The following is a 19,410-nucleotide window of genomic DNA, read 5'->3' as shown; positions in this document are numbered from 1 at the left end:
GGATATCCCTGGTCGCGGGGATTTCCTTCATTCAACTTTGGAGTTTCTCATGAAAATTTCTGCAAAAAAACGTGACGTACAGGGCACTGGTGCGAGCCGCCGCCTGCGCCACGCCGGCGTTACCCCGGGCATCGTATACGGCAGCAACGGCCAAGCCGGTTGCGATCAGGCTGTGTACCTGACCCTGGATCACAATGAACTGTTCCACGCCCTGAAAAAAGAGCGTTTCCACTCCTCCGTACTGGAACTGGATCTGGACGGCAAGAGCGAGCAAGTGCTGCTGCGCGACTTCCAGATGCACGCATTCAAGCCGCTGGTGCTGCACGTTGACTTCCAACGCGTTGACCCGGCCCGCAAGATCCACATGAAGATTGCGCTGCACTTCAAGAACGCTGAAATCTCCCCGGCTGTCAAACTGCACAGCGGCAAGATCACCCACGTGATGAACGAACTGGAAGTGATCTGCCTGCCGAAGGATCTGCCGGAATTCGTCGAAGTCGATCTGTCCAAAATGGACGCCGGCTCCATCATGCACGTGTCCGACCTGGTATTGCCGGAAGGCGTGGCCGCTGCTCCGGGCCATGGCGGTTCCAAGCAAACCGTGGCTTTCGTCACCGTGCCGCCGAAGCAAGTCGAAGCTGCTCCGGCTGCCGACACCAAGAAAAAAGGCAAGAAGTAATTTTTGCCTGCAGGATGAAAAACGCCGGCGCATGCCGGCGTTTTTTTTGATCTGATGTGATTGTTCAGCCTTCACAAAGATGGTCGAAGCAGATTCCGTTCGCCCTGAGCCTGTAGAAGGGCATGGTTGGTCATGGAAAACTCTGGTTCGACAAGCTCACCACGAACGGCAAAACCAAAACCCTGGTTCAACAAGCGCCACACAATGAAGCTGCACCCCGCTTGGCATACAAGACCGAATTGTTAGCGCAGCGGCTGAATAGATACGATCTAATAAAAATTGCATCGCCTGCTTTTCAAGCGCCCCCTTCTTGCAAGCAATTTCCATCAATAGAAAAACACCGTCCACAGATCCACACAGACAAGCCTTGGCGCTGCCGCTGTGTTTATTCGCCCATCCAGGCGCAGCTGGAGCCGCGCAGCACCAGCCGGGTTGGCAGCTTTTCGCGGGTCGCCACATGGGTCGGCTGTTTCAATCGCTCAATCAAGGTTTGCGCAGTCAAATAACCAATTTCATGTTTAGGCTGGGCCACGGTGGTCAGCGGCGGATTGGCGAAGCTGGCTAAGGCAATGTCGTCATAGCCCACCACCGATAATTGCTGTGGAATTTGCACGCCGCTGGCGGCAGCGGCGCACAGGCCGCCTATCGCCATCAAATCATTGCTGACAAAGATGGCGCTGGGACGTTGCGGTAAGGCCAGTAATTGCTGGAAGGCGCGAAATCCGCCTTCGCTGGTGAAGTCGCTGTTGATCAGCCATTCACTGTGAAACGCTGCGCCGGCTTCCTGCAGCGCACGCATATAGCCGGCCACGCGGTCGCTGGAAGCCAGCAAGTCTTGCGGCCCGGCCACGCAGGCGATGCGGCGGTGGCCCAATTCCAGCAGATAACGCACGGCCTGATACGCACCCTGTTCGTGATCGGCCTGAATGAAATCGGCGTTCACGCCCGGCACTTCGCGGTCAACCACCACCACCGGCAACTCTTCCGCCGCCAGTAAATGAATCAATTCCTCATCATGGCCGCTGGCGACTAAGATCAGGCCATCAATCCTTTTTTCCAGCAACACACGGATATAGGCAACCTGCTTTTCCACATCATCGTAGGAATTGCAAAGAATCAGGTTATAGCCCTGTTCAAATGAAGCATCTTCCACGCCCTGAATCACTTCCGCGAAATAGGGGTTGGAATTATTCGGAATCAAAATCCCCAAGGTCTTGGTGCGATCATTTTTCAAGCTGCGCGCCACCGCGCTGGGGATGTAGCGCAAGTCCGCAATCGCCTGCTGCACCCGTTCGCGCGCCTCCTGGCTGACGATGCGGGTATTGTTCAAGACATGTGAAACCGTACTGGTGGAGACGCCGGCGCGGTCCGCCACTTGCTTCATGGTCGCCATCGCCGCCCCTTAACTTTGCGCCGCCAAGGCGCAAGCCAGGCGCGCGCCGGCTTGCGCATTGGCTTTGACCAGGGCGATATTGGTTTCCAGGCTGCGCCCGCCGCTGAGCTGCTCGATTTTCGCCAGCAGGAAAGGGGTGACTTGCTTGCCGCTCACGCCGGCCGCATCGGCTTCCTGCAGCGCCTGGGCGATCACGCCTTCAATCTGCTCGCGCGCCAATGCATATTCCTGCGGTACGGGGTTGGCCAGCACGACGCCGGCGGGCATGCCCAATTGCCATTGGCAGCGGATGAAGGCGGCTTGCTGCTCCGCCGCATCCAGCCGGAAATCGCCCTTGAAGCCGCTTTCGCGTGAGAAAAAGGCGGGAAATTCTTCCTGGCCTATGGTCAACACCGGCACCCCGTGGGTTTCCAGATATTCCAGCGTCAGGCCCAAATCCAAAATCGATTTGGCGCCGGCGCAGACCACCGCCACCGGGGTGCGCGCCAATTCCTGCAAATCGGCGGAAATATCAAAACTCTGCGCCGCGCCGCGATGCACGCCGCCAATGCCGCCGGTGACAAACACCTCGATGCCGGCCATGCGCGCGCAAATCATGGTCGCCGCCACCGTCGTCGCGCCGACTTTGCCTTGCGTCAGCACATAGGGCATATCGCGCCGGCTGACTTTATGCGCATCCTGCCCGGTGCGCCCCAATAATTCCAATTCCGCCCCGGATAAGCCGATTTTGATTTTGCCATTCAGGATCGCAATCGTGGCCGGCGTTGCGCCATGCGCGCGCACCACAGCTTCGACTTCGCGCGCGGTTTGCACATTTTGCGGATACGGCATGCCATGCGAAATAATGGTCGATTCCAGCGCGACCACCGGACGGCCCTGCTGCCGGGCCTGTTGCACTTCTTCAGAAAATTCCAGATAAGACTGCATATGCGATTCGTTTCAAATGGAGGCGTCGGAGTGCGACGCCGGTTGCAAAAGCTGCGCGCCCAAGTCCGGGCAGACTGTGGATGCGCATTGTATAGTCATTTGCGCGGCCTGCATGCCAATACGGCAGGCTTGCGCTAAATCTTGCGGCGCGCGCAGCAGGCTGGCGCAGACTGCCGCCGCCAGCGCATCGCCGGCGCCGGTCACGTCCACCACCTGCGCCACGGGCGGCGCGGCCACCTCCTGCCAGGTCTGGCCTTCGGCAAAGCTGAGGCCTTGCGCACCGCGCGTCAAAATCAGGCGGCGCAGGCCGCGCGCTTGCAGTTTGGCCCAGTTTTGCTGCGGTGCGGCGGCGGCATCGCAACCGGGGGCTGCGGCCAACTCGCCTTGATTCAAAATCAGCAAATCCAGTCCGTGCAAATCTTGCGGCAAGCGCGCCATCTTTGGCGCCGACACCGCCACCAGACACAGCGTGGCCCCTTGCCGCCCCAGTTGCAGCAGATATTCCAGGCTGGCGGGCGGCACATTCATATCCGCACACAGCATGGCGCTGCGCTGGTAACGCGCCAGTTTTTCTTGCAGCCATGCGGCGCTGATTTGTTCAACCAGATGCATGTGCGCCAACGCCAATTGCATTTCGCCGCTGGCGTCGAGCACCGCGCAATAACTGTCACTGCTGGCGCCGGGCAAGACCAGCGAGGCTTCCAACTCCACCCCAAGACTTTGCAGCTGCGCGCGCAAAGCCTGGCCGGCAGGATCATCGCCAAACGCGCTCAACAAAGCGGTGGCGCACCCCAGGCGCGCCAGGTTTTCCGCGATGTTGCGCGCCACCCCGCCCGCGCTCTCGCTTTGCGTAACGGGATTCGAGGCCCCCATGCACAAGGGGCCGCATAAGCGCATTTTGCGATCCAGATTCGAGCCGCCTATGCACACAATCTGCCCGCTGTTTTGCGGCAATAAATAGGCGCGCCCGAGCAAGCGCCCTTCCCGGATCAGGCTCGCGATATGCCCGGCCACCGCCGAGCGCGACAGGCCGCAACGCTGCGCCAGCTCTTGCTGGGAGATAAAAGGGTTTTCGCAGATCCATTGCAAGACCTGCTCTTTGCGTGAAGTATCAGAGACCATGAGATTGGCAAGCGGCAACAAACTTTTGTTTGCATGATAAACATTTGTTCATCAGCTTGTCAAATCCCGCTGCAATCCGGCCACAAGCAGCCCGCCAGCGGCGCCTGAAATGCAGTTTTTTCACATCCCGGGCGCGCTTTCTGTCACAATCGCGCTGTGCCGGCGTCTGAGGCCGGATCTGGCCGCGCGCCCGTGTTCCGGGCAAAGCCGCGAGGATAATTTTTGTTTATCTATCTCTTCTCATGTCTATCAAATCCAAAATCCGCAATGTGCCGAATTACCCGAAACCGGGCATTATGTTTCGCGATATCACCACCCTGCTGAAAGATGCAGACGGTTTCCGCGAGCTGGTGGATGCGCTGGTGGAACGCTATCGCGATGCCGGCATCACCAAAGTTATCGGTATTGAATCGCGCGGTTTCATCATCGGCGCCCCGCTCGCCTATGCGCTGGGAATCGGTTTTGTGCCGATGCGCAAAAAGGGCAAGCTGCCGGCCGCCACGATTGGCCAGGATTACACCCTGGAGTACGGCGTGGACCGCATCGAATTGCATGTGGACGCCATCGCCGCCGGCGAAAAAGTGTTGTTGCTGGATGATTTGATCGCCACCGGCGGCACGGCAGAAGCCGGTTGCATGCTGATTGAAAAAATGGGCGGCCAGATCGTTGAATGCGCATTCGCGATTGATCTGCCCTTCCTGGGCGGCCGCGCCAAGCTGGAAAAGATGGGCCACAAAGTGTACGCCATGTGCACTTTTGAAGGCGAAGACTGAGCCAACACAGCGGAGCGGACATGCAAGACTTCATTGAAATCTATGACGGTGCGCTGGAGCCGGCTTTTTGCCGCCAGTTGATCGCCAGTTTTGAAGCCAGTCCGCACCGCGTACCAGGCAAAGCCGGCGGACTGCTGGACACCAGTAAAAAAATGTCCACGGATCTGTATTTAAATGATCACGAGGAATACCGCCAGCTGTTGCAGCATCTGGCGCAAGTCACCACCGGCTACTTGCGTCAGTACATGGAAAAATACCGTTTTGCCCTGATTGCGCCGCTGGCCCTGACGCTGGCCCATCCGCAAACCGGCGCGCCCACCCCGCTCACCTATGATAATTATGATGAGCTGGCCGGCGGCAAAACCGAAGATCTGATGAAAAGCCTGTATCGCCTGGGCAAAATTCAGATGCAAAAATATGACAAGGGCAGTGGCAATTACAATTATTGGCACTGCGAAGTCTATCCCATGGCCCCGCATAATGAGCAATTGCACCGCACCCTCTTATTCATGTTTTACCTGAACGATGTGGCGCGCGGCGGTCAGACCGAATTCTTTTATCAGCACAAAGCGATTGCGCCGCAAACCGGGCGCATGGTGATCGCCCCCGCCTATTTCACCCACACCCATCGCGGCTGCGTGCCCGAATCGGAAGACAAATACATCGTCACCAGCTGGGTTTTGCTGCAGCGTGCGGAACACCTGTACGGCGGACGTTAAGCGGTGCAATACGCCTGCGGCTACATTTTCTCAAACGCAAGATAATTCACAGACCGGAAGCAATCATGCCAGACATGACAACAGTTGACCTGTATCGCTCATGCAGAATTGAGCAATTTCCGGATGGCGTAATGCAAGATTTAGAACCCTCGCCTGGAGTTCTTTACCCGGATTTTTACCCAAAACCGCTTGAAGGTGGCGGAGAGCGGGCCCCCGATGTTAAAACAGAGTCCATCGATGGGGTGGAATGGGTGCGATCTGGTGGAGGAACTTCACTTTTTGACAAAAAGGGGATATTCACTAAACCGGGTTGGCTTTCGTTTGAAATCCCGCTGGGCACCCCCATCCCAGACTCATTAGTCATTCTCAACACTGGATACAACAAGCGCTTTAAAGCTACTCACTATCAAATTGAATCGCGCGCAAGGATGATGACCAAGGTGGCAATGCAAGGGGCGCTCGATAATCTGGCGCGCAGCGCTATTGCACGCGCAGTGGAATTAGGCCGGGTAAGTTAAGTAAAGGTAATCACAATGGCAAATGTGGATGGAATGGCTTTGATGATGGCAATACAGGCTGTTGATGCAAAAATCACTACCCTGATTGAGGAACTTGAAAACAACGACAGCCCACAGGCTGGCGAGTTGGAGGCGCTGCTGCTGAGCTATGAAAAAGCGGCAATGAAACTGAAAATAGCATACGAAGAAGAGTTGAAAACTGCATCGAATTTTCCACCATACGAGCGACTGGTCGCTGACTAAGTTTGCGTTGGGCAGGTTGACATTTGTCCCCATGTGAATCAGTGCATAAATTGCATGGCTCATGAGGAGTGAGCGCACACAAACTCCGACATACGGGAAGCCCTGTTACCGGGCAAGGCTCATGCTGCTGCCGCACACAGATTGCAGCCTCGATACGTCATTCCATTCAGCTTCAAGCGACTGCCCTTGAAAAAGCATTCAGTCCGCATCATATTTCAGCAAAATCCTCTATACTTTGCTGTTTTGGATGCTTTTTCGGAGTTCAGCCATGCCAATTTACGCTTATCGTTGCGAAGCGTGCGGATTTGCCAAAGACGTACTGCAAAAAATCTCGGATGCGCCCCTGACGGAATGCCCGGCTTGCAGCAAACCCGCATTCAAAAAACAATTGACCGCCGCCGGCTTCCAATTAAAGGGCAGCGGCTGGTATGCCACCGATTTCCGCGACAGCGGCAAATCCGCAACGCCCGCCAGCAGCGCGGGCAGCGGCGATGCCGGACACAGTTGCAGCGGGGCCTGTTCACACGCCTCGCCGCCGGCTGAAAGCGCCAGTGCGTAAGACAAGGGGCCGTATGCGGAAATATTTCGCCACCGGACTGTTGATCCTGGCGCCGATCACGATCACAGTCTGGGTGCTGTATTCGATCTTCACCACGCTCGACCAACCGTTTCTGGTTTTGCTTCTGCCTGTCGAGTGGCGCACCAAATATGCTTTCACCGGCTTGAGCGCGCTCCTGGTGCTGAGCCTGATTTTCTTCACAGGCTTGCTGGCGCACAATTACTTTGGCCGCTATCTGGTGCAGTGGTGGGACAGCCTGTTGCAGCGCATCCCGGTGGTGCGCTCCATCTACAGCAGCGTGAAACAGGTTTCCGACACCCTGCTCAGCCCATCCGGCAATGCTTTCCGTCAAGTCGTACTGGTGCCCTACCCGCATCCCGGCGCGCGCACCATCGCCTTTCTCACCGGCGCACCCGGCGGTGAACTGGCTGAGCATTTGGATCAGGAATATGTCAGCGTGTATGTACCCACCACGCCCAATCCGACTTCCGGCTTTTTTCTGATGTTCCCGAAAACCGATGTGGTGGAATTGAATATGAGCGTCGATACCGCGCTCAAATACATCATCTCGATGGGGGTGGTCGCCCCCGAAACAACGCAAACCAGCAAATAAACATACCGGCACTTCAACCTATTGACACTGATTGGTAAATAAATATGTCTCTGCGAACCCATTATTGCGGTCTCACCACACTTGCCCAAGAGGGCCAAACTGTCAGCCTGTGCGGCTGGGTGCATCGCCGTCGTGACCATGGCGGTGTGATTTTCATCGACCTGCGCGACCGCGAAGGCCTGGTGCAAATCGTCTGCAATCCGGATCAGGCGGATATGTTCAAGATCGCAGAATCGGTGCGCAATGAATTCTGTCTGCGCGTGGTCGGCAAAGTCACGCGCCGCCTCGAAGGCGCAGTCAACGCCAATCTGGCTTCCGGTGAAATCGAAGTGATTTGCAGCCAGCTCGAGGTGCTGAATCCATCCGTCACCCCGCCCTTCCTGCTGGATGATGAAAATCTGTCGGAAACCACGCGCTTGACCCATCGCGTGCTGGACCTGCGCCGCCCGCAAATGCAAAACAATCTGCGCCTGCGCTACAAAGTCACGATGGAAGTGCGCAAATATCTGGACGCACTCGGCTTTATCGACATCGAAACGCCGATGCTGACCAAGTCCACGCCGGAAGGCGCGCGCGACTACCTGGTGCCTTCGCGCGTGCATGACGGCCAATTCTTCGCGCTGCCGCAATCGCCGCAGCTGTTCAAGCAATTGCTGATGGTGGCCAACTTCGACCGCTACTATCAAATCGTGAAATGCTTCCGTGACGAAGATTTGCGCGCCGACCGTCAGCCGGAATTCACCCAGATCGACTGCGAAACCTCTTTCCTGTCGGAAGAGGAAATCCGCGACATCTTTGAAAACATGATGCGCACCGTGTTCAAAAACACCAAGGGCATTGATTTAGACGCCAAATTCCCGGTGATGGATTACGCCACCGCCATGGGCAAATACGGCTCCGACAAACCGGATATGCGCGTCAAGCTGGAATTCACCGAGCTGACCGAAGCAGTCAAAGACGCTGAATTCAAGGTTTTCGCCGCCGCCGCAAATATGGTGGGCGGGCGCGTGGTCGGCCTGCGCGTGCCGGGCGCGGCGCGCGAAGGCGGCGGCATGCCGCGTTCAGAAATTGACGCTTACGGCCAATTTGTCGGCATCTACGGCGCCAAGGGTCTGGCTTACATCAAGGTGAACGACAAGGCAAAAGGGCGCGACGGCTTGCAATCGCCTATCGTCAAAAATCTGAGCGATGAAGTGTTAGCGCGCATCATCGAATTGACCGGCGCACAAGACGGCGACTTGATTTTCTTCGGCGCCGACAAGGCCAAGGTGGTCAACGACGCCATGGGCGCGCTGCGCTTAAAGATCGGCCACAGCGAGTATGGCCGCAACAACGGCCTGTTTGAAGACGCCTGGAAACCGCTGTGGGTGATCGACTTCCCGATGTTTGAATACGACGAGGAAAACCAGCGCTGGAGCGCGGTGCACCATCCGTTCACCGCGCCGAAAGATGGCCACGAGGAAATGATGGAAAGCAATCCGGGCGCGTGCATCGCCAAGGCTTACGACATGGTCTTGAATGGCTGGGAAATGGGCGGCGGCTCGGTGCGTATCCACCGCGCCGACGTACAGAGCAAGGTGTTCTCAGCGCTGAACATCGGCGCCGAAGAAGCCAAGCTGAAATTCGGCTTCCTGCTCGACGCCCTGCAATACGGCGCACCGCCGCATGGCGGCATCGCCTTCGGTCTGGATCGCATCGTGACCATGCTGTCCGGCTCGGAATCGATCCGCGATGTGATCGCCTTCCCGAAAACCCAGCGCGCCCAATGTATGCTCACGCAAGCGCCGTCGCCGGTGGATGAAAAGCAATTGCGCGAATTGCATATCCGTCTGCGCAACGCCCAACCGGCATAATCTGCCGGATTTGCCAGAAAACCGCACCCAAGCGGTGCGGTTTTTTTATGGCGCATCCTGTTTTAATTGACTCAAGGCCTGATCCACAGACAGACTGGCCCAGCGCGGTAAATCCTGCTGCAAAGGACGACTGCGCGCCAGCACATGCCAGGCATGTTCTTTCAAGCGGGCAAAGGCCAGCCGCTGACCGCGTTGCGTCAGAAAATGGGCAAATTCGTGCAAGGCCTGCACGCTGCTGGCGTCCAAATCCGGGGCCTCCTCCAATGACAGCACAACCGTATGCAGCGTTGCGCCGGCGGCGCGCACACGCGCCCGCGCCTCATGCATAATCCGCTCGGCATTGGCGAAAAACAGCGGTTCTTCCGGGCGCAAAATCAAAAATCCCGGCTCCGCCTGCGCCAGCGGAAATTGATGCAATTCGACAAAATCATGACCATGCGCCAGCCGCCCCAATTCCACCACTGTGGATTTGGCGATTTGCTGCAACAAAAGCAGCATGCTCAAGCCCAGCGCCAACAGCAAACCATGCAATACACCCAGCAATAAGACCGCCAACACCGCCGCCACCGCAATCAAGCGATCGCGCTTCCAGGCGAAATACGGAGCGAATTGGCGCAAACTCAGATTGCGCGTGACCGCATGCATGACAATCGCCGCCAGCACCGGCTTAGGCAGACGCGCCAGCAAGGGCAGGCACAGCAACAGCAGCAACAAGAGCCACGCAGCCGAGAGCAAACCGGCGCGCCGGCTTTGCGCGCCAGCGCTCTGGTTGGCGGCAGTGGCGGAAAAACCGGCGCCGACCGCCAGACCATGCGCCAGACCTGCACACAGATTAGCCGCGCCCAAGGCCAGCAAATCGCGATTGGCCTGCACCCTGTCGCCATGCAAGATCGCTGCCTGACGGATCGCCGCATACGATTCCGCGTACAAAATCAGCAGCATCGCCAGCGCCAATTCAAAGGCGCTGCCCCATGCCTGCGGCGACAAATCCGGCCAGCTCAGTTGCGGCAAGGCCAATTCAATCCGGCCAACAAGCGGAATCTGCGATGCGGCAAAATCCGGCGCAAAACTGCAGACAATGCCGCCAATGCTGGCCAGCAAAGCGCCAGGCCAGCCGCGCGCCTGCGCCGCGACAATCAAACACCATGCGGCAAGCGCCATCAACACGGCGGCAACATTCCATTCCAGCAAATGCTGTAATAAATACACCCCGGACTGCAAAGCATTCCCGGCAGGCAAATGCAAACCCACCACGTCAGCCCATTGCCGGCAGACGATCACCAACGCCAAACCAAAACCAAAACCTTGCAACACAGGCCGCGCAATGAAATCCGTCAACCGCCCCAGGCGCGCCAGGCCGGCCAGAATAAACAGGGCCCCGCACGCCAGCACAATGGCAGTGGCAAAGCCGGCCCGCATGGCGGGATCGCTGATGCCCGCGCAAGCAGCCGCCAGCACCGCCGCCGCCGAAGAGGTGGGCGAAACAATGGCAAAGCGCGATGCGCCGAACAGGCCATATGCCAATAAACCTGCAAGCAAAGCCAAAATCCCTGCTTGCGGCGGCAAACCGGCAATGCCGGCATACGCAACCGCTTCCGGCAATAAAAGCCCGGCCAGAGCAAGACTGGCGATCAGGTCGGCGCGAAAGGCATTGGAAACAGGATTGGGCATTTTTTCCGGCAGAATGGCGGGCAGGAAGATGGCCCGGTATGATCCGGCAGTGTGCCAGCGGGCAGTAAAAGGAGCAAGCGATGCAAGACGAAGACAGAATGATAGAAATTGAAATCAAACTCACCCGCCAGGAGGATTTGCTGGATGCCTTGAACCAGACAGTTTACCGGCAGCAAAAAGAATTGGCCTCACTGCATACCCTGGTGCAGGATTTGACGCGGCAAATGCGGGAAATGCTGCAAAAACAGGATGGCCAGGGCCGCAGTCTGGCGGATGAACGCCCGCCGCACTATTAAACCTGAGCGGCTGTATTGCGCCGGCGCATGCAAACATGCGGCCGGCATGCGCAACTGTATGCCTGAAAATTGCAGGAAAAGCCGGGAAAAGCAGTACAGCTGCCAAAATCAGCATTTTAATAAGCGCACTTGGATTCAATTCCCTCCTTTCCACACCATGACAGTCTGCACAGCCTGCAACTGTATTTGTAAAGAAAGCCTGGAATTGTATCTGTTTCTTTCCCCGCCTTTTGCCTACACTGTCTTCTGTCGGCACACAAACAAATCAGCAAAAACTGTGCAGACAAAAGGCGCAGCACATTGCGCGCCAGCCATGTCAGCGTGGCCCAAGGTTCCGGTCATCTTGTTGTTTCCAGCGGCAAGATGTTTGCGGGGTTATCAGAGTATGTTTTGAACAAAACATACCCCGATGACCCCGTTTTTTTTTGCACTTTTCCCACAGCCCCGCCGTTGTTGCCGTTCATCGGCCAAATTCCACATTTCGGCGGGAACAATATTGCAGCGCAGCAAGCGCATCCACACAAAGCGCCTCATCAGGATCAGGGCTGACGGCAAACCACGAGGCAGCCAGACGCGCGAGCTGCGAATTATTCGCCAAATCTTACCGCTCCTGGAAACAGGTCACAGGCGCGCCGCCAGCCACAGCGAGACTGCATGGCAGATGGGAAAACGCTTGCGACAAGTCCGCGCCATAAAAGCAAGCGGCGTACCGCCACTGGACGGTACGCCGCTCAACTTTCCGATCATCTTGGTTTCCTGATTTATATGGGCAGGATATTTTCAGGTCATTGCGTATGCCGCCAAGCCGATTGAGGCGGGCATCACTGCAAACATCCCTGTTTGACTCTACTTTACTGGATGCAGATTATCGTGCAAGAACACACAAAAATTTACCACCAGTTGATACAGATCAAAAAATATTTGGACTGTACTGCATTAAATTTCAAACTGAATGATTATTTTTGACGTTATAAAAGGCATATAACCAGTACAGATTTCAAAATACACTAATGTTTTCATTTTTGCCACATCAAGCATTTGCGCTTACTTTCCACCCTCCTCATGCCGCAGGCGCCATCCACGCCAAATCAATATCCGACAACGGTAAATTCTGCAAGCATGTATAACATTGATGCAAAAAAACAACAGCAGCGAACTTTTTTACAGTGCATTTATATGGCAAAATTCACACCACCTGATTTATTTCCAAAATGCAACAACCATTACAGTGCACATCTTCAGCAGATTGTACTTATCAAAAATAAGAACTGTTCTTGCATAATTTGATTAAATTTGATAGTATAACCAGTACAGTTTAATCATATTATAAATATTGTCTTTTACGCCATAACAATTCAAGCCTTTTTGCTGCAACACAGTTCCCGCTTACGCTTACTGTGTCGCATAAGAAAAACATGAATTGCGTCTATTTTTTCCCGGCCTGAAGACCTACACTGTTTCACATGCCAGCGATCAAGAGAAGTAAGAAAGTCTGGCCAGGCCTCCGCCTTGTGCGCTTGCCCCTTTTTTCCAGTTCCGGTCATCTTGTTGATTCCAGCAACAGGATGTTTTCAGGGTTGTCAAAGGTTTTCACTGTCTGCTGATTTCTGACAATGAAAACGATTGATAACCCTGTTTTTTTTGCCCGTGCAAAATCCACACTCCTTGCCGCCAGATTTGATGGCAGCGTTTGCATATCGCTATACCCGGGTCACGCCAGCTGCAAGCGGATCGATCCGCCATGGCGCATGATTGCAGAACAGTGCCGCCGAATTCCTGACTGTGCTGCACAAAAAAACATCAAACTGCTACTTGAATGTTTCCTTATGGAAATATAGAATGCGCATACCGTGTTGATGCGATGGCTTTTTTTGCATCAAAACCACACAATCCGGGAAACAGCAGCTGACGCAGCGCAGCAAACAATATTTCCCAAAAGCAATTGACAGCCAAAATTTTTTTCGACAAGATATATTGCAAGCAATAATAATTTGGCCCGCACGGTTCCAGTGCGTGTGCTGAAAGCTACATTTGGGGGAGCAGATGCAAGAATTTCCACAGCATTTCATATTTGTCACGATAGCAGCTAAAAAATCGTTTACCATCCAAACACGCCGTAGCTTGGCAGCGGTCAATCATTTCCTGGCCTGAGCCGGCAGTTTTTCGGCAGCATTCCCAAACCACTAAAAGCACTACAGACAGCCTGCAGAGAACCGGTTTTTCCTTGTTCCCATGGCAGGCGCCCAGGCGTTTCGCGCAAGCAGATTTTACAAACTGTCAATTTTAATAATTGGCATAAAGCGAAGCATTAGATTCAGGCATGACATCCGGGTCTGGCATCGCCCCCGGCACTGCCGCAATGCGCGGCCTTTTTTGGAGTATCTGATGAAGAAAAAGCAGTTCCTTTCCCTGCTGACAGTCTTTTCCGCTTGCTTTGCCGCGTCCGGCCCGGCCCTGGCGCAATCCACCGAGCCAATCAAACCATTGCCGCTTGAAGTCAAGCTGGATCCCAAAAAAGTCGCCCTTGGCGCCCGCCTGTTTGCCGAGAAGCGTTTCTCGAAAAACAATGACGTCTCTTGCATGTCCTGCCATGATTTCACCAAAGCCGGCGGCGCTGATCCGCGTCCGCGTTCGCTTGGCGCCGGCGGTGCAGTCGGCCCGGTGAATTCGCCCACAGTATTGAATTCAGACTTGAATATCGCCCAGCTCTGGAGCGGCGCCTCGCCTTCGCTCGAAGAACAAGTCGGGCGCGTGGTGAAAAATCCGGTGGTGTTCAATTCCAGCTGGGGCGAGGTGCTGGGTAAATTGCAGCAGGATGAGTATTACCGCAGCAGCTTCAGCAGCCTGTATAAAGAAGGTATGACCGAAAGAACCGTCTCCGACGCCATCGCCACGTTTGAGCGCAGCCTGATCACCCCGTCCCGCTTTGACCGCTATTTGCGCGGCGATAACAGCGCCATCACGGCGGACGAAAAGAAGGGCTACGAGAAATTCAAAACTTACGGCTGCGTCGCCTGCCACCAAGGCATGGGCGTGGGCGGCAATATGTTCCAGCAATTCGGTGTGCTGGGTAACTACTTTAAAGATCGCGGCAACGTCGCCAAACCGGACTTTGGCCGCTTCAATGTCACCAGCGATCCCTCCGACAAGCATGTATTCAAGGTTCCCAGCCTGCGCAATGTCGAATACACCGCCCCCTATTTCCACGACGGCACCGCGAAGACCCTGCAAGAAGCCGTGGATGTGATGTTCAAGTATCAATTGGGTCGCACCGCTCCCGCTGAAGACAAGGAATTGATTGTCAAATTCCTCAAAACCCTGTCTGCGGATCCTGAACAACTGAAACGTATTGAAGCAATGGCAAGAGGTGGAAAATGAAGGCGCAAACTTATGGCAAAGGACTCGCAGTCCTGCTCTTCATGCTGGCGGCATTAGCCGGTTTTGCATATCTGTATAAGCAAAACAGCGGCAACAATGATAATAAACAGGAGCACATCCTGGGCACGATTTACAACATGAAGCAAGCTGACGCCAGCTGGACCGCCGATGTGCTGAAAGCCTATGTCGGCCTGTCAAAAGACTACGACACGCTGGGCGCCACCGGCAAGGAATTGCCGCAAACCCTGAATCAGCTCGGCCTGGCGCTGGGCGGCTTTCCCGGCCATGAAGCGCAGCAAACCAGCCAGGATCTGGAGCGCCTGATCAAAGACAAATCCAATCTGATTGAAAAATTCAAGCGTCACAACGCCGTGTTAAAAAATTCCCTGCGCTATCTGCCCACAGTGCAAATGGAAATTGCGGCCCAGTTGATGCAGGAAAAAGGCGCTGATCCCAAAGCACGCGGAAATGATCAAAAAGAAGCAGTGGATCAACTGGTGTCCCTGGTATTGCAATACAACCTGTTCCCGGAAGAGCGTCTGGCCGCCAGCGTACAGTTGCAAAATGAAAGTTTGCGCCTGTCTTTTGGCAGCATGAGTCCGGCGCTGCTGGAACGGGCGCGCAATCTGGTGCGCCACGTTGATGTGATTTTGAGCGAGCGCATCGGCCTGGCGATGCTGGTGCAAAAAATTAATGAAGTGCCAATCGCAGAACGCCTGGACGCCTTGAGCGCTGAAATCAATAAAGCCGGTGTGACGCAAGTGAATGGGGCCGGTGAGCAGCGCAATATTCTGCTCATGTATGGCGTGGCCATGCTGGCGATTTTTATCCTGATCGGCGTGATTACCACACAACGCATCGTGAAACTCAAAGAAATGACTCGCAATGCGCGCACCCGCCTGGTGCAACTGGAGCGCAAGCTGGCAGAGAAAAGCGTCCCGAAAGACCCCGCCAAGACCTCAATGGCGCCAAGTTAAGCGCGCATTTTTTCAAAAAAGGCATGCTGCGGCATGCCTTTTTTATTTGTGCAACGCGATCAAAACATAATTTTTTTACATGTCTTTCATGCAACAGTCAGGGCGTGGTAAAACTGGCAACTTCTGAACATTGGCTTGCGGCAACATTTTTTGCCGGATTTGACTATAATAAGTGGCGTCAACTTTTGTGATTCCTTGCACTTGGCATTCAGTCCTTATCGCCTGGATGTGCAAGAGCTTCTCTTGATCAATGTGATGAATCATGGCAATCGGAACCAGCCCCTGGGTATGCCTGGTTTGCGCCAGGAAATATGGCTACAAATTGCAGACGAAAGCTGTATGGCATTTCGCCACCTGCAATAAATGCAAGCTGAAAGAAGCTGTCACGGAACAAAGTGGCAGTGCAACAGCTGCACGCTGAGCGCACCACAAAAAATTCATGCAATAGTCTTTACTTTTTTTGTGAGTGTGCTATAGTGTTGTTCTTCGACAGACGCGGGGTGGAGCAGTCTGGCAGCTCGTCGGGCTCATAACCCGAAGGTCGTAGGTTCAAATCCTGCCCCCGCAACCAGAATTTTCTGGCTTAAAGCCAAAACAAAAAGCCCGCTGCAAGCGGGCTTTTTGTTTTGCTCTTGCTCCCGCTCGAATGACTGCTTTCATACCACATCCAAGCAAGGCGCTAGCCGGCATAGCTTGAGTGTTTGAAAAGAACATATCCCGCAAACACTTACCTGCGCCTCAATTTGACATCGCGCAATTCAGTTCAATCTCTGAAAATCAATATTCCGTAAATTCTTGCTTGCTTGCGCCTCCCTATCGCGAATTTTTACGCTATGCTTCGCTTCCAATGCCCTGCATTGATACCTTCCAACACCGCGTAAAAATACCATATGAAAAAACTGACCATCTTGATGCTCGCCTGCAGCTTACTGTCCCCTACCCTGTTTGCGCCCGCGCTGGCGGCAGACGCCACCAGCGCTGCAGCTGTCAAACAAAACGCGGCGCCGCTCAAGGTGACTTCTGTCGAGGGACTGACCGAGTATCGCTTGACGAATGGCTTGCGGGTCTTGCTGTTCCCGGACGCCAGCAAACCCACCATCACCACCAATATCGTGTATATGGTCGGTTCGCGCCATGAGAATTATGGCGAAACCGGGATGGCGCACTTACTCGAACATTTATTGTTTAAGCCCACCGCCAACTTCGGCTTGAAAAAAGGCACTCGCACGCCTGTCGAAGTGCTGAATGCGATTGGCGCCCAATTCAATGGCACCACCTGGCTGGACCGCACCAACTATTATGCGGTGTTCCCGGCCAATGCCGAAAATCTCTCCACCATGCTGGCGCTGGAAGCTGACCGCATGGTGAACTCTCCCATCGCGCAAAACGATTTGTGGAACCACGAAACCCAAAAGGGTGAGATGACCGTGGTGCGTAATGAATTTGAGATGGGTGAAAATGACCCGATCCGCATCACCAATCAGCAAATCCGCTCGGTCGCATATGACTGGCACAATTACGGCAAGGACACCATCGGCGCGCGCTCTGATATTGAGAAGGTCGATATCGCCAATTTGCGGGCGTTTTATAAAAACTACTATCAGCCGGACAATGCCATGCTGATGGTGGCGGGCAAGTTTGACGAAGCCAAAGTCCTGCAGCAAATCAATCAACTCTTCGGCAAGATCGCCAAACCCAAGCGCAAACTGTCCAACACCTGGACCGTCGAACCGGTGCAAAATGGCGAGCGCAGTGTGACGGTGCGCCGCAATGGCGGAACCCAATATGTGGGCATGGGTTATCACCTCGCCCCTGGCTCGCATATTGATTCTGTGGCGCTGGGCGTATTGATGGGCGTTTTGACCGATGCGCCCAGTGGCCGCCTGTATAAAGCACTGGTTGACAGCAAGCTGGCGTCGAAGGTGGAGGTCGAGAACTCAGCCAACCTGGAGTCTGGCTATGGCATATTTAATGCGGTCGTGCCCAAGGATGGCAATCTGGAGACCGTGCGCCAGATCATGGACAAGGTGCTGGCAAGCTTTAAAACAGAACCTGTCACCCAGGAAGAATTGCAGCGCGCCAGACAAAGATTATTGCGCGACATTGATTTGACCATGGCCGACACCACCAAGCTGACAATCGGCTTGACTGAAGCCTTGGCGACTGGCGATTGGCGCCTGTTTTTCCTGCAGCGCGATCAACTGGAACAGCTCGATCTGCCGGCCGTGCAGGCGGCTGCGGAGAAATATCTGAAGGTGGATAACCGCACAGTCGGCCTGTTTTATCCCACAGAAAAAGCCGATCGCACACAAATCCCGGCCAAGCCGGATTTGCAAGCCGCGCTGCAACATTACAAAGGCCGCCCGGTGCAGGCGCAGGGTGAAATTTTCGACAGCAGCCCGGACGGCATTGAAAAGCGGGTGCAAAGAAGCACACTGCCAAACGGGATGAAGCTGGCCTTGTTGCCGAAAAAGAACAAGGGCGAAACGGTTGCGCTGACGCTTAACTTACGGATGGGCAGTGAAGCCAGTCTGCGCAATAAAGCCGGCGTTGGTCAATTTACCGCCGAACTCTTGATGAGCGGCAGCGCCAACTACAACCGCGAACAGCTGCAAGATGAGTTGGCCAAACTCAAGGCGCAATTAAGCGTTGGCGGCAGCGCGTATGATGTCGATGTCACGCTGAGCACCGTGCGCGCGAATTTGCCGAAAGCCTTGGATTTAATCGCCGAGATTCTGCAAAAACCGACCTTCCCTGAGAGCGAATTCCAAAAATACCGCCTGTCCCGTATCAATAAATTGGAACAGAACATACCGGAGCCAATGGCCCAGGCGCAAAACATCTATCAGCAACGCATGGATGGCGCACCGCCCGGCCATGTGCGCCATGTGTTATCGCTGCAGGAAAGCCTGGCGGAAAGCAAGGCGATAGAGTTAGCCAGCGTCAAGCAATTCCATAGCGAGTTTTATGGCAGTGACGCCGCCCTGGTGTCAGCAGTGGGTGATTTTGACGCCAAAGCACTGCAAGAGCAGTTGACAAAATTGTTTGGCGCATGGAAGTCCAAACAAAAGCGTGAAAGAATAGCTCCCCTGTTAGCCGCCATCAAACCTGAAAAACTGACCGTGAATACGCCTGACAAAGCCAATAGCGTGCTCTTGCTCGGCTTACCGCTGGCGATCTCAGATTCGCATCCGGATTATCCCGCACTGGTGCTGGCCAACCATATGCTGGGCGGCGGCGCACTGCGCAGCCGCTTAGCCGATCGCATCCGGCAAAAAGAAGGCTTGTCTTATGGCGTGGGTTCCATGTTCAATGCCAATCAGCTGTATGAGGTTGGTTCCTGGATGGCGTTTGCCATCAGCGCCCCGGAAAATGTCGCTAAAGTGGAAGCCGCCATGCAGGAGGAATTACAAGCCGCACTGGACAAAGGCTTTAGCGTGGATGAATTAAAGGAAGCCAAAAAAGGCTTGCTGCAAGCCGCTCAGGTGGAGCGCACCCAGGATGAATCGCTGGCGCAGCTGTTGAGCTACGATTTGCGGGTGGACCGCACCATGGCTCACACCAAGGCGCTGGAAGCCAAGCTGGAGAGCCTGACGGTGGCGCAAGTGAATCAGGCTTTGCGCAGCTGGCTCAAACCGGCCAATCTGGTCTGGGTCAAGGGCGGGGATTTTTCCAAAACCGGCAAATAA

18 protein-coding genes and 1 tRNA gene are annotated in these 19,410 nt (G+C 54.9%); 14 read left to right on the top strand and 5 right to left on the bottom strand.

Features of this window, described 5'->3' with window-relative positions; all coding sequences use genetic code 11:
- Window positions 1–49: 49 nt before the first annotated feature.
- Window positions 50–679 carry a 50S ribosomal protein L25/general stress protein Ctc gene (locus tag V8J88_RS24210; RefSeq protein ID WP_338846859.1) on the top strand — a complete coding sequence of 210 codons (630 nt, stop codon included), beginning with the start codon at window positions 50–52 and terminating at the stop codon, window positions 677–679.
- A 385-nt stretch (window positions 680–1,064) separates the two neighbouring features.
- Here V8J88_RS24210 and V8J88_RS24205 read toward each other — a convergent pair whose 3' ends face one another.
- From V8J88_RS24205 to V8J88_RS24195, 3 genes are read right to left on the bottom strand one after another with little or no spacing between them, the layout of a single operon-like run.
- On the bottom strand, window positions 1,065–2,063 hold the full coding sequence (locus V8J88_RS24205) for a LacI family DNA-binding transcriptional regulator (protein WP_338846858.1): 999 nt from the start codon (window positions 2,061–2,063) through the stop codon (window positions 1,065–1,067).
- Window positions 2,064–2,081: 18 nt separating this feature from the next.
- Window positions 2,082–2,999 (bottom strand): pseudouridine-5'-phosphate glycosidase, encoded by a 918-nt coding sequence (locus V8J88_RS24200; protein ID WP_338846857.1) that lies wholly within the window; start codon window positions 2,997–2,999, stop codon window positions 2,082–2,084.
- Between the two features lie 12 nt (window positions 3,000–3,011).
- A complete protein-coding gene (locus tag V8J88_RS24195; RefSeq protein ID WP_338846856.1) occupies window positions 3,012–4,121 on the bottom strand; it encodes a carbohydrate kinase in 1,110 nt (369 codons plus the stop codon).
- A gap of 242 nt (window positions 4,122–4,363) precedes the next feature.
- Here V8J88_RS24195 and V8J88_RS24190 point away from each other — a divergent pair, with 242 nt between their 5' ends.
- The 7 genes from V8J88_RS24190 to aspS all read left to right on the top strand — a co-directional run bounded on the left by V8J88_RS24190 (window position 4,364) and on the right by aspS (window position 9,399).
- Window positions 4,364–4,894, top strand: a complete 531-nt coding sequence (locus V8J88_RS24190) for an adenine phosphoribosyltransferase (protein WP_338846855.1) — start codon at window positions 4,364–4,366, stop codon at window positions 4,892–4,894.
- Window positions 4,895–4,914: 20 nt separating this feature from the next.
- Window positions 4,915–5,613, top strand: coding sequence for a 2OG-Fe(II) oxygenase (locus V8J88_RS24185; protein ID WP_338846854.1), 699 nt, complete (start codon window positions 4,915–4,917; stop codon window positions 5,611–5,613).
- Between the two features lie 65 nt (window positions 5,614–5,678).
- On the top strand, window positions 5,679–6,131 hold the full coding sequence (locus V8J88_RS24180) for a hypothetical protein (protein WP_338846853.1): 453 nt from the start codon (window positions 5,679–5,681) through the stop codon (window positions 6,129–6,131).
- A 15-nt stretch (window positions 6,132–6,146) separates the two neighbouring features.
- Window positions 6,147–6,374: a hypothetical protein gene (locus tag V8J88_RS24175; protein ID WP_338846852.1), complete on the top strand. Its 228-nt coding sequence runs from the start codon at window positions 6,147–6,149 to the stop codon at window positions 6,372–6,374.
- 268 nt (window positions 6,375–6,642) lie between these two features.
- The gene (locus tag V8J88_RS24170; RefSeq protein ID WP_338846851.1) at window positions 6,643–6,933 is read left to right on the top strand and encodes an FmdB family zinc ribbon protein; all 291 of its coding nucleotides are present in this window, start codon (window positions 6,643–6,645) and stop codon (window positions 6,931–6,933) included.
- A gap of 13 nt (window positions 6,934–6,946) precedes the next feature.
- Window positions 6,947–7,546, top strand: coding sequence for a DUF502 domain-containing protein (locus tag V8J88_RS24165; protein ID WP_338846850.1), 600 nt, complete (start codon window positions 6,947–6,949; stop codon window positions 7,544–7,546).
- 44 nt (window positions 7,547–7,590) lie between these two features.
- Window positions 7,591–9,399, top strand: a complete 1,809-nt coding sequence (gene aspS, locus V8J88_RS24160; protein WP_338846849.1) for an aspartate--tRNA ligase — start codon at window positions 7,591–7,593, stop codon at window positions 9,397–9,399.
- Window positions 9,400–9,444: 45 nt separating this feature from the next.
- Here aspS and V8J88_RS24155 read toward each other — a convergent pair whose 3' ends face one another.
- Window positions 9,445–11,070, bottom strand: coding sequence for a SulP family inorganic anion transporter (locus tag V8J88_RS24155; protein ID WP_338846848.1), 1,626 nt, complete (start codon window positions 11,068–11,070; stop codon window positions 9,445–9,447).
- Window positions 11,071–11,150: 80 nt separating this feature from the next.
- Between V8J88_RS24155 and V8J88_RS24150 the strand changes: the two genes are divergently transcribed.
- Window positions 11,151–11,366 (top strand): SlyX family protein, encoded by a 216-nt coding sequence (locus V8J88_RS24150; protein ID WP_338846847.1) that lies wholly within the window; start codon window positions 11,151–11,153, stop codon window positions 11,364–11,366.
- A 300-nt stretch (window positions 11,367–11,666) separates the two neighbouring features.
- A complete protein-coding gene (locus tag V8J88_RS24145) occupies window positions 11,667–11,915 on the top strand; it encodes a hypothetical protein (RefSeq protein ID WP_338846846.1) in 249 nt (82 codons plus the stop codon).
- A 72-nt stretch (window positions 11,916–11,987) separates the two neighbouring features.
- On the opposite strand, the gene V8J88_RS24140 is transcribed toward V8J88_RS24145, so the two are convergent.
- Entirely contained in the window at window positions 11,988–12,113 is a 126-nt protein-coding gene (locus V8J88_RS24140) for a hypothetical protein (protein WP_338846845.1), read from the bottom strand.
- 1,638 nt (window positions 12,114–13,751) lie between these two features.
- Between V8J88_RS24140 and V8J88_RS24135 the strand changes: the two genes are divergently transcribed.
- The 4 genes from V8J88_RS24135 to V8J88_RS24120 all read left to right on the top strand — a co-directional run bounded on the left by V8J88_RS24135 (window position 13,752) and on the right by V8J88_RS24120 (window position 19,410).
- Window positions 13,752–14,744 carry a cytochrome c peroxidase gene (locus tag V8J88_RS24135; protein ID WP_338846844.1) on the top strand — a complete coding sequence of 331 codons (993 nt, stop codon included), beginning with the start codon at window positions 13,752–13,754 and terminating at the stop codon, window positions 14,742–14,744.
- A complete protein-coding gene (locus V8J88_RS24130) occupies window positions 14,741–15,721 on the top strand; it encodes a DAHL domain-containing protein (protein ID WP_338846843.1) in 981 nt (326 codons plus the stop codon). The genes V8J88_RS24135 and V8J88_RS24130 overlap by 4 nt, the downstream gene beginning before the upstream one ends.
- Window positions 15,722–16,215: 494 nt before the next feature.
- Window positions 16,216–16,292: transfer RNA gene (locus V8J88_RS24125), tRNA-Met, on the top strand.
- A gap of 319 nt (window positions 16,293–16,611) precedes the next feature.
- Window positions 16,612–19,410 (top strand): pitrilysin family protein, encoded by a 2,799-nt coding sequence (locus V8J88_RS24120; protein WP_338846842.1) that lies wholly within the window; start codon window positions 16,612–16,614, stop codon window positions 19,408–19,410.

The organism is Massilia sp. W12, from assembly GCF_037300705.1.
Taxonomy (GTDB): domain Bacteria; phylum Pseudomonadota; class Gammaproteobacteria; order Burkholderiales; family Burkholderiaceae_D; genus JACPVY01.
The sequence above is the reverse complement of the archived record's forward strand: the minus strand, read 5'-3'. Positions and strand labels throughout refer to the sequence as shown.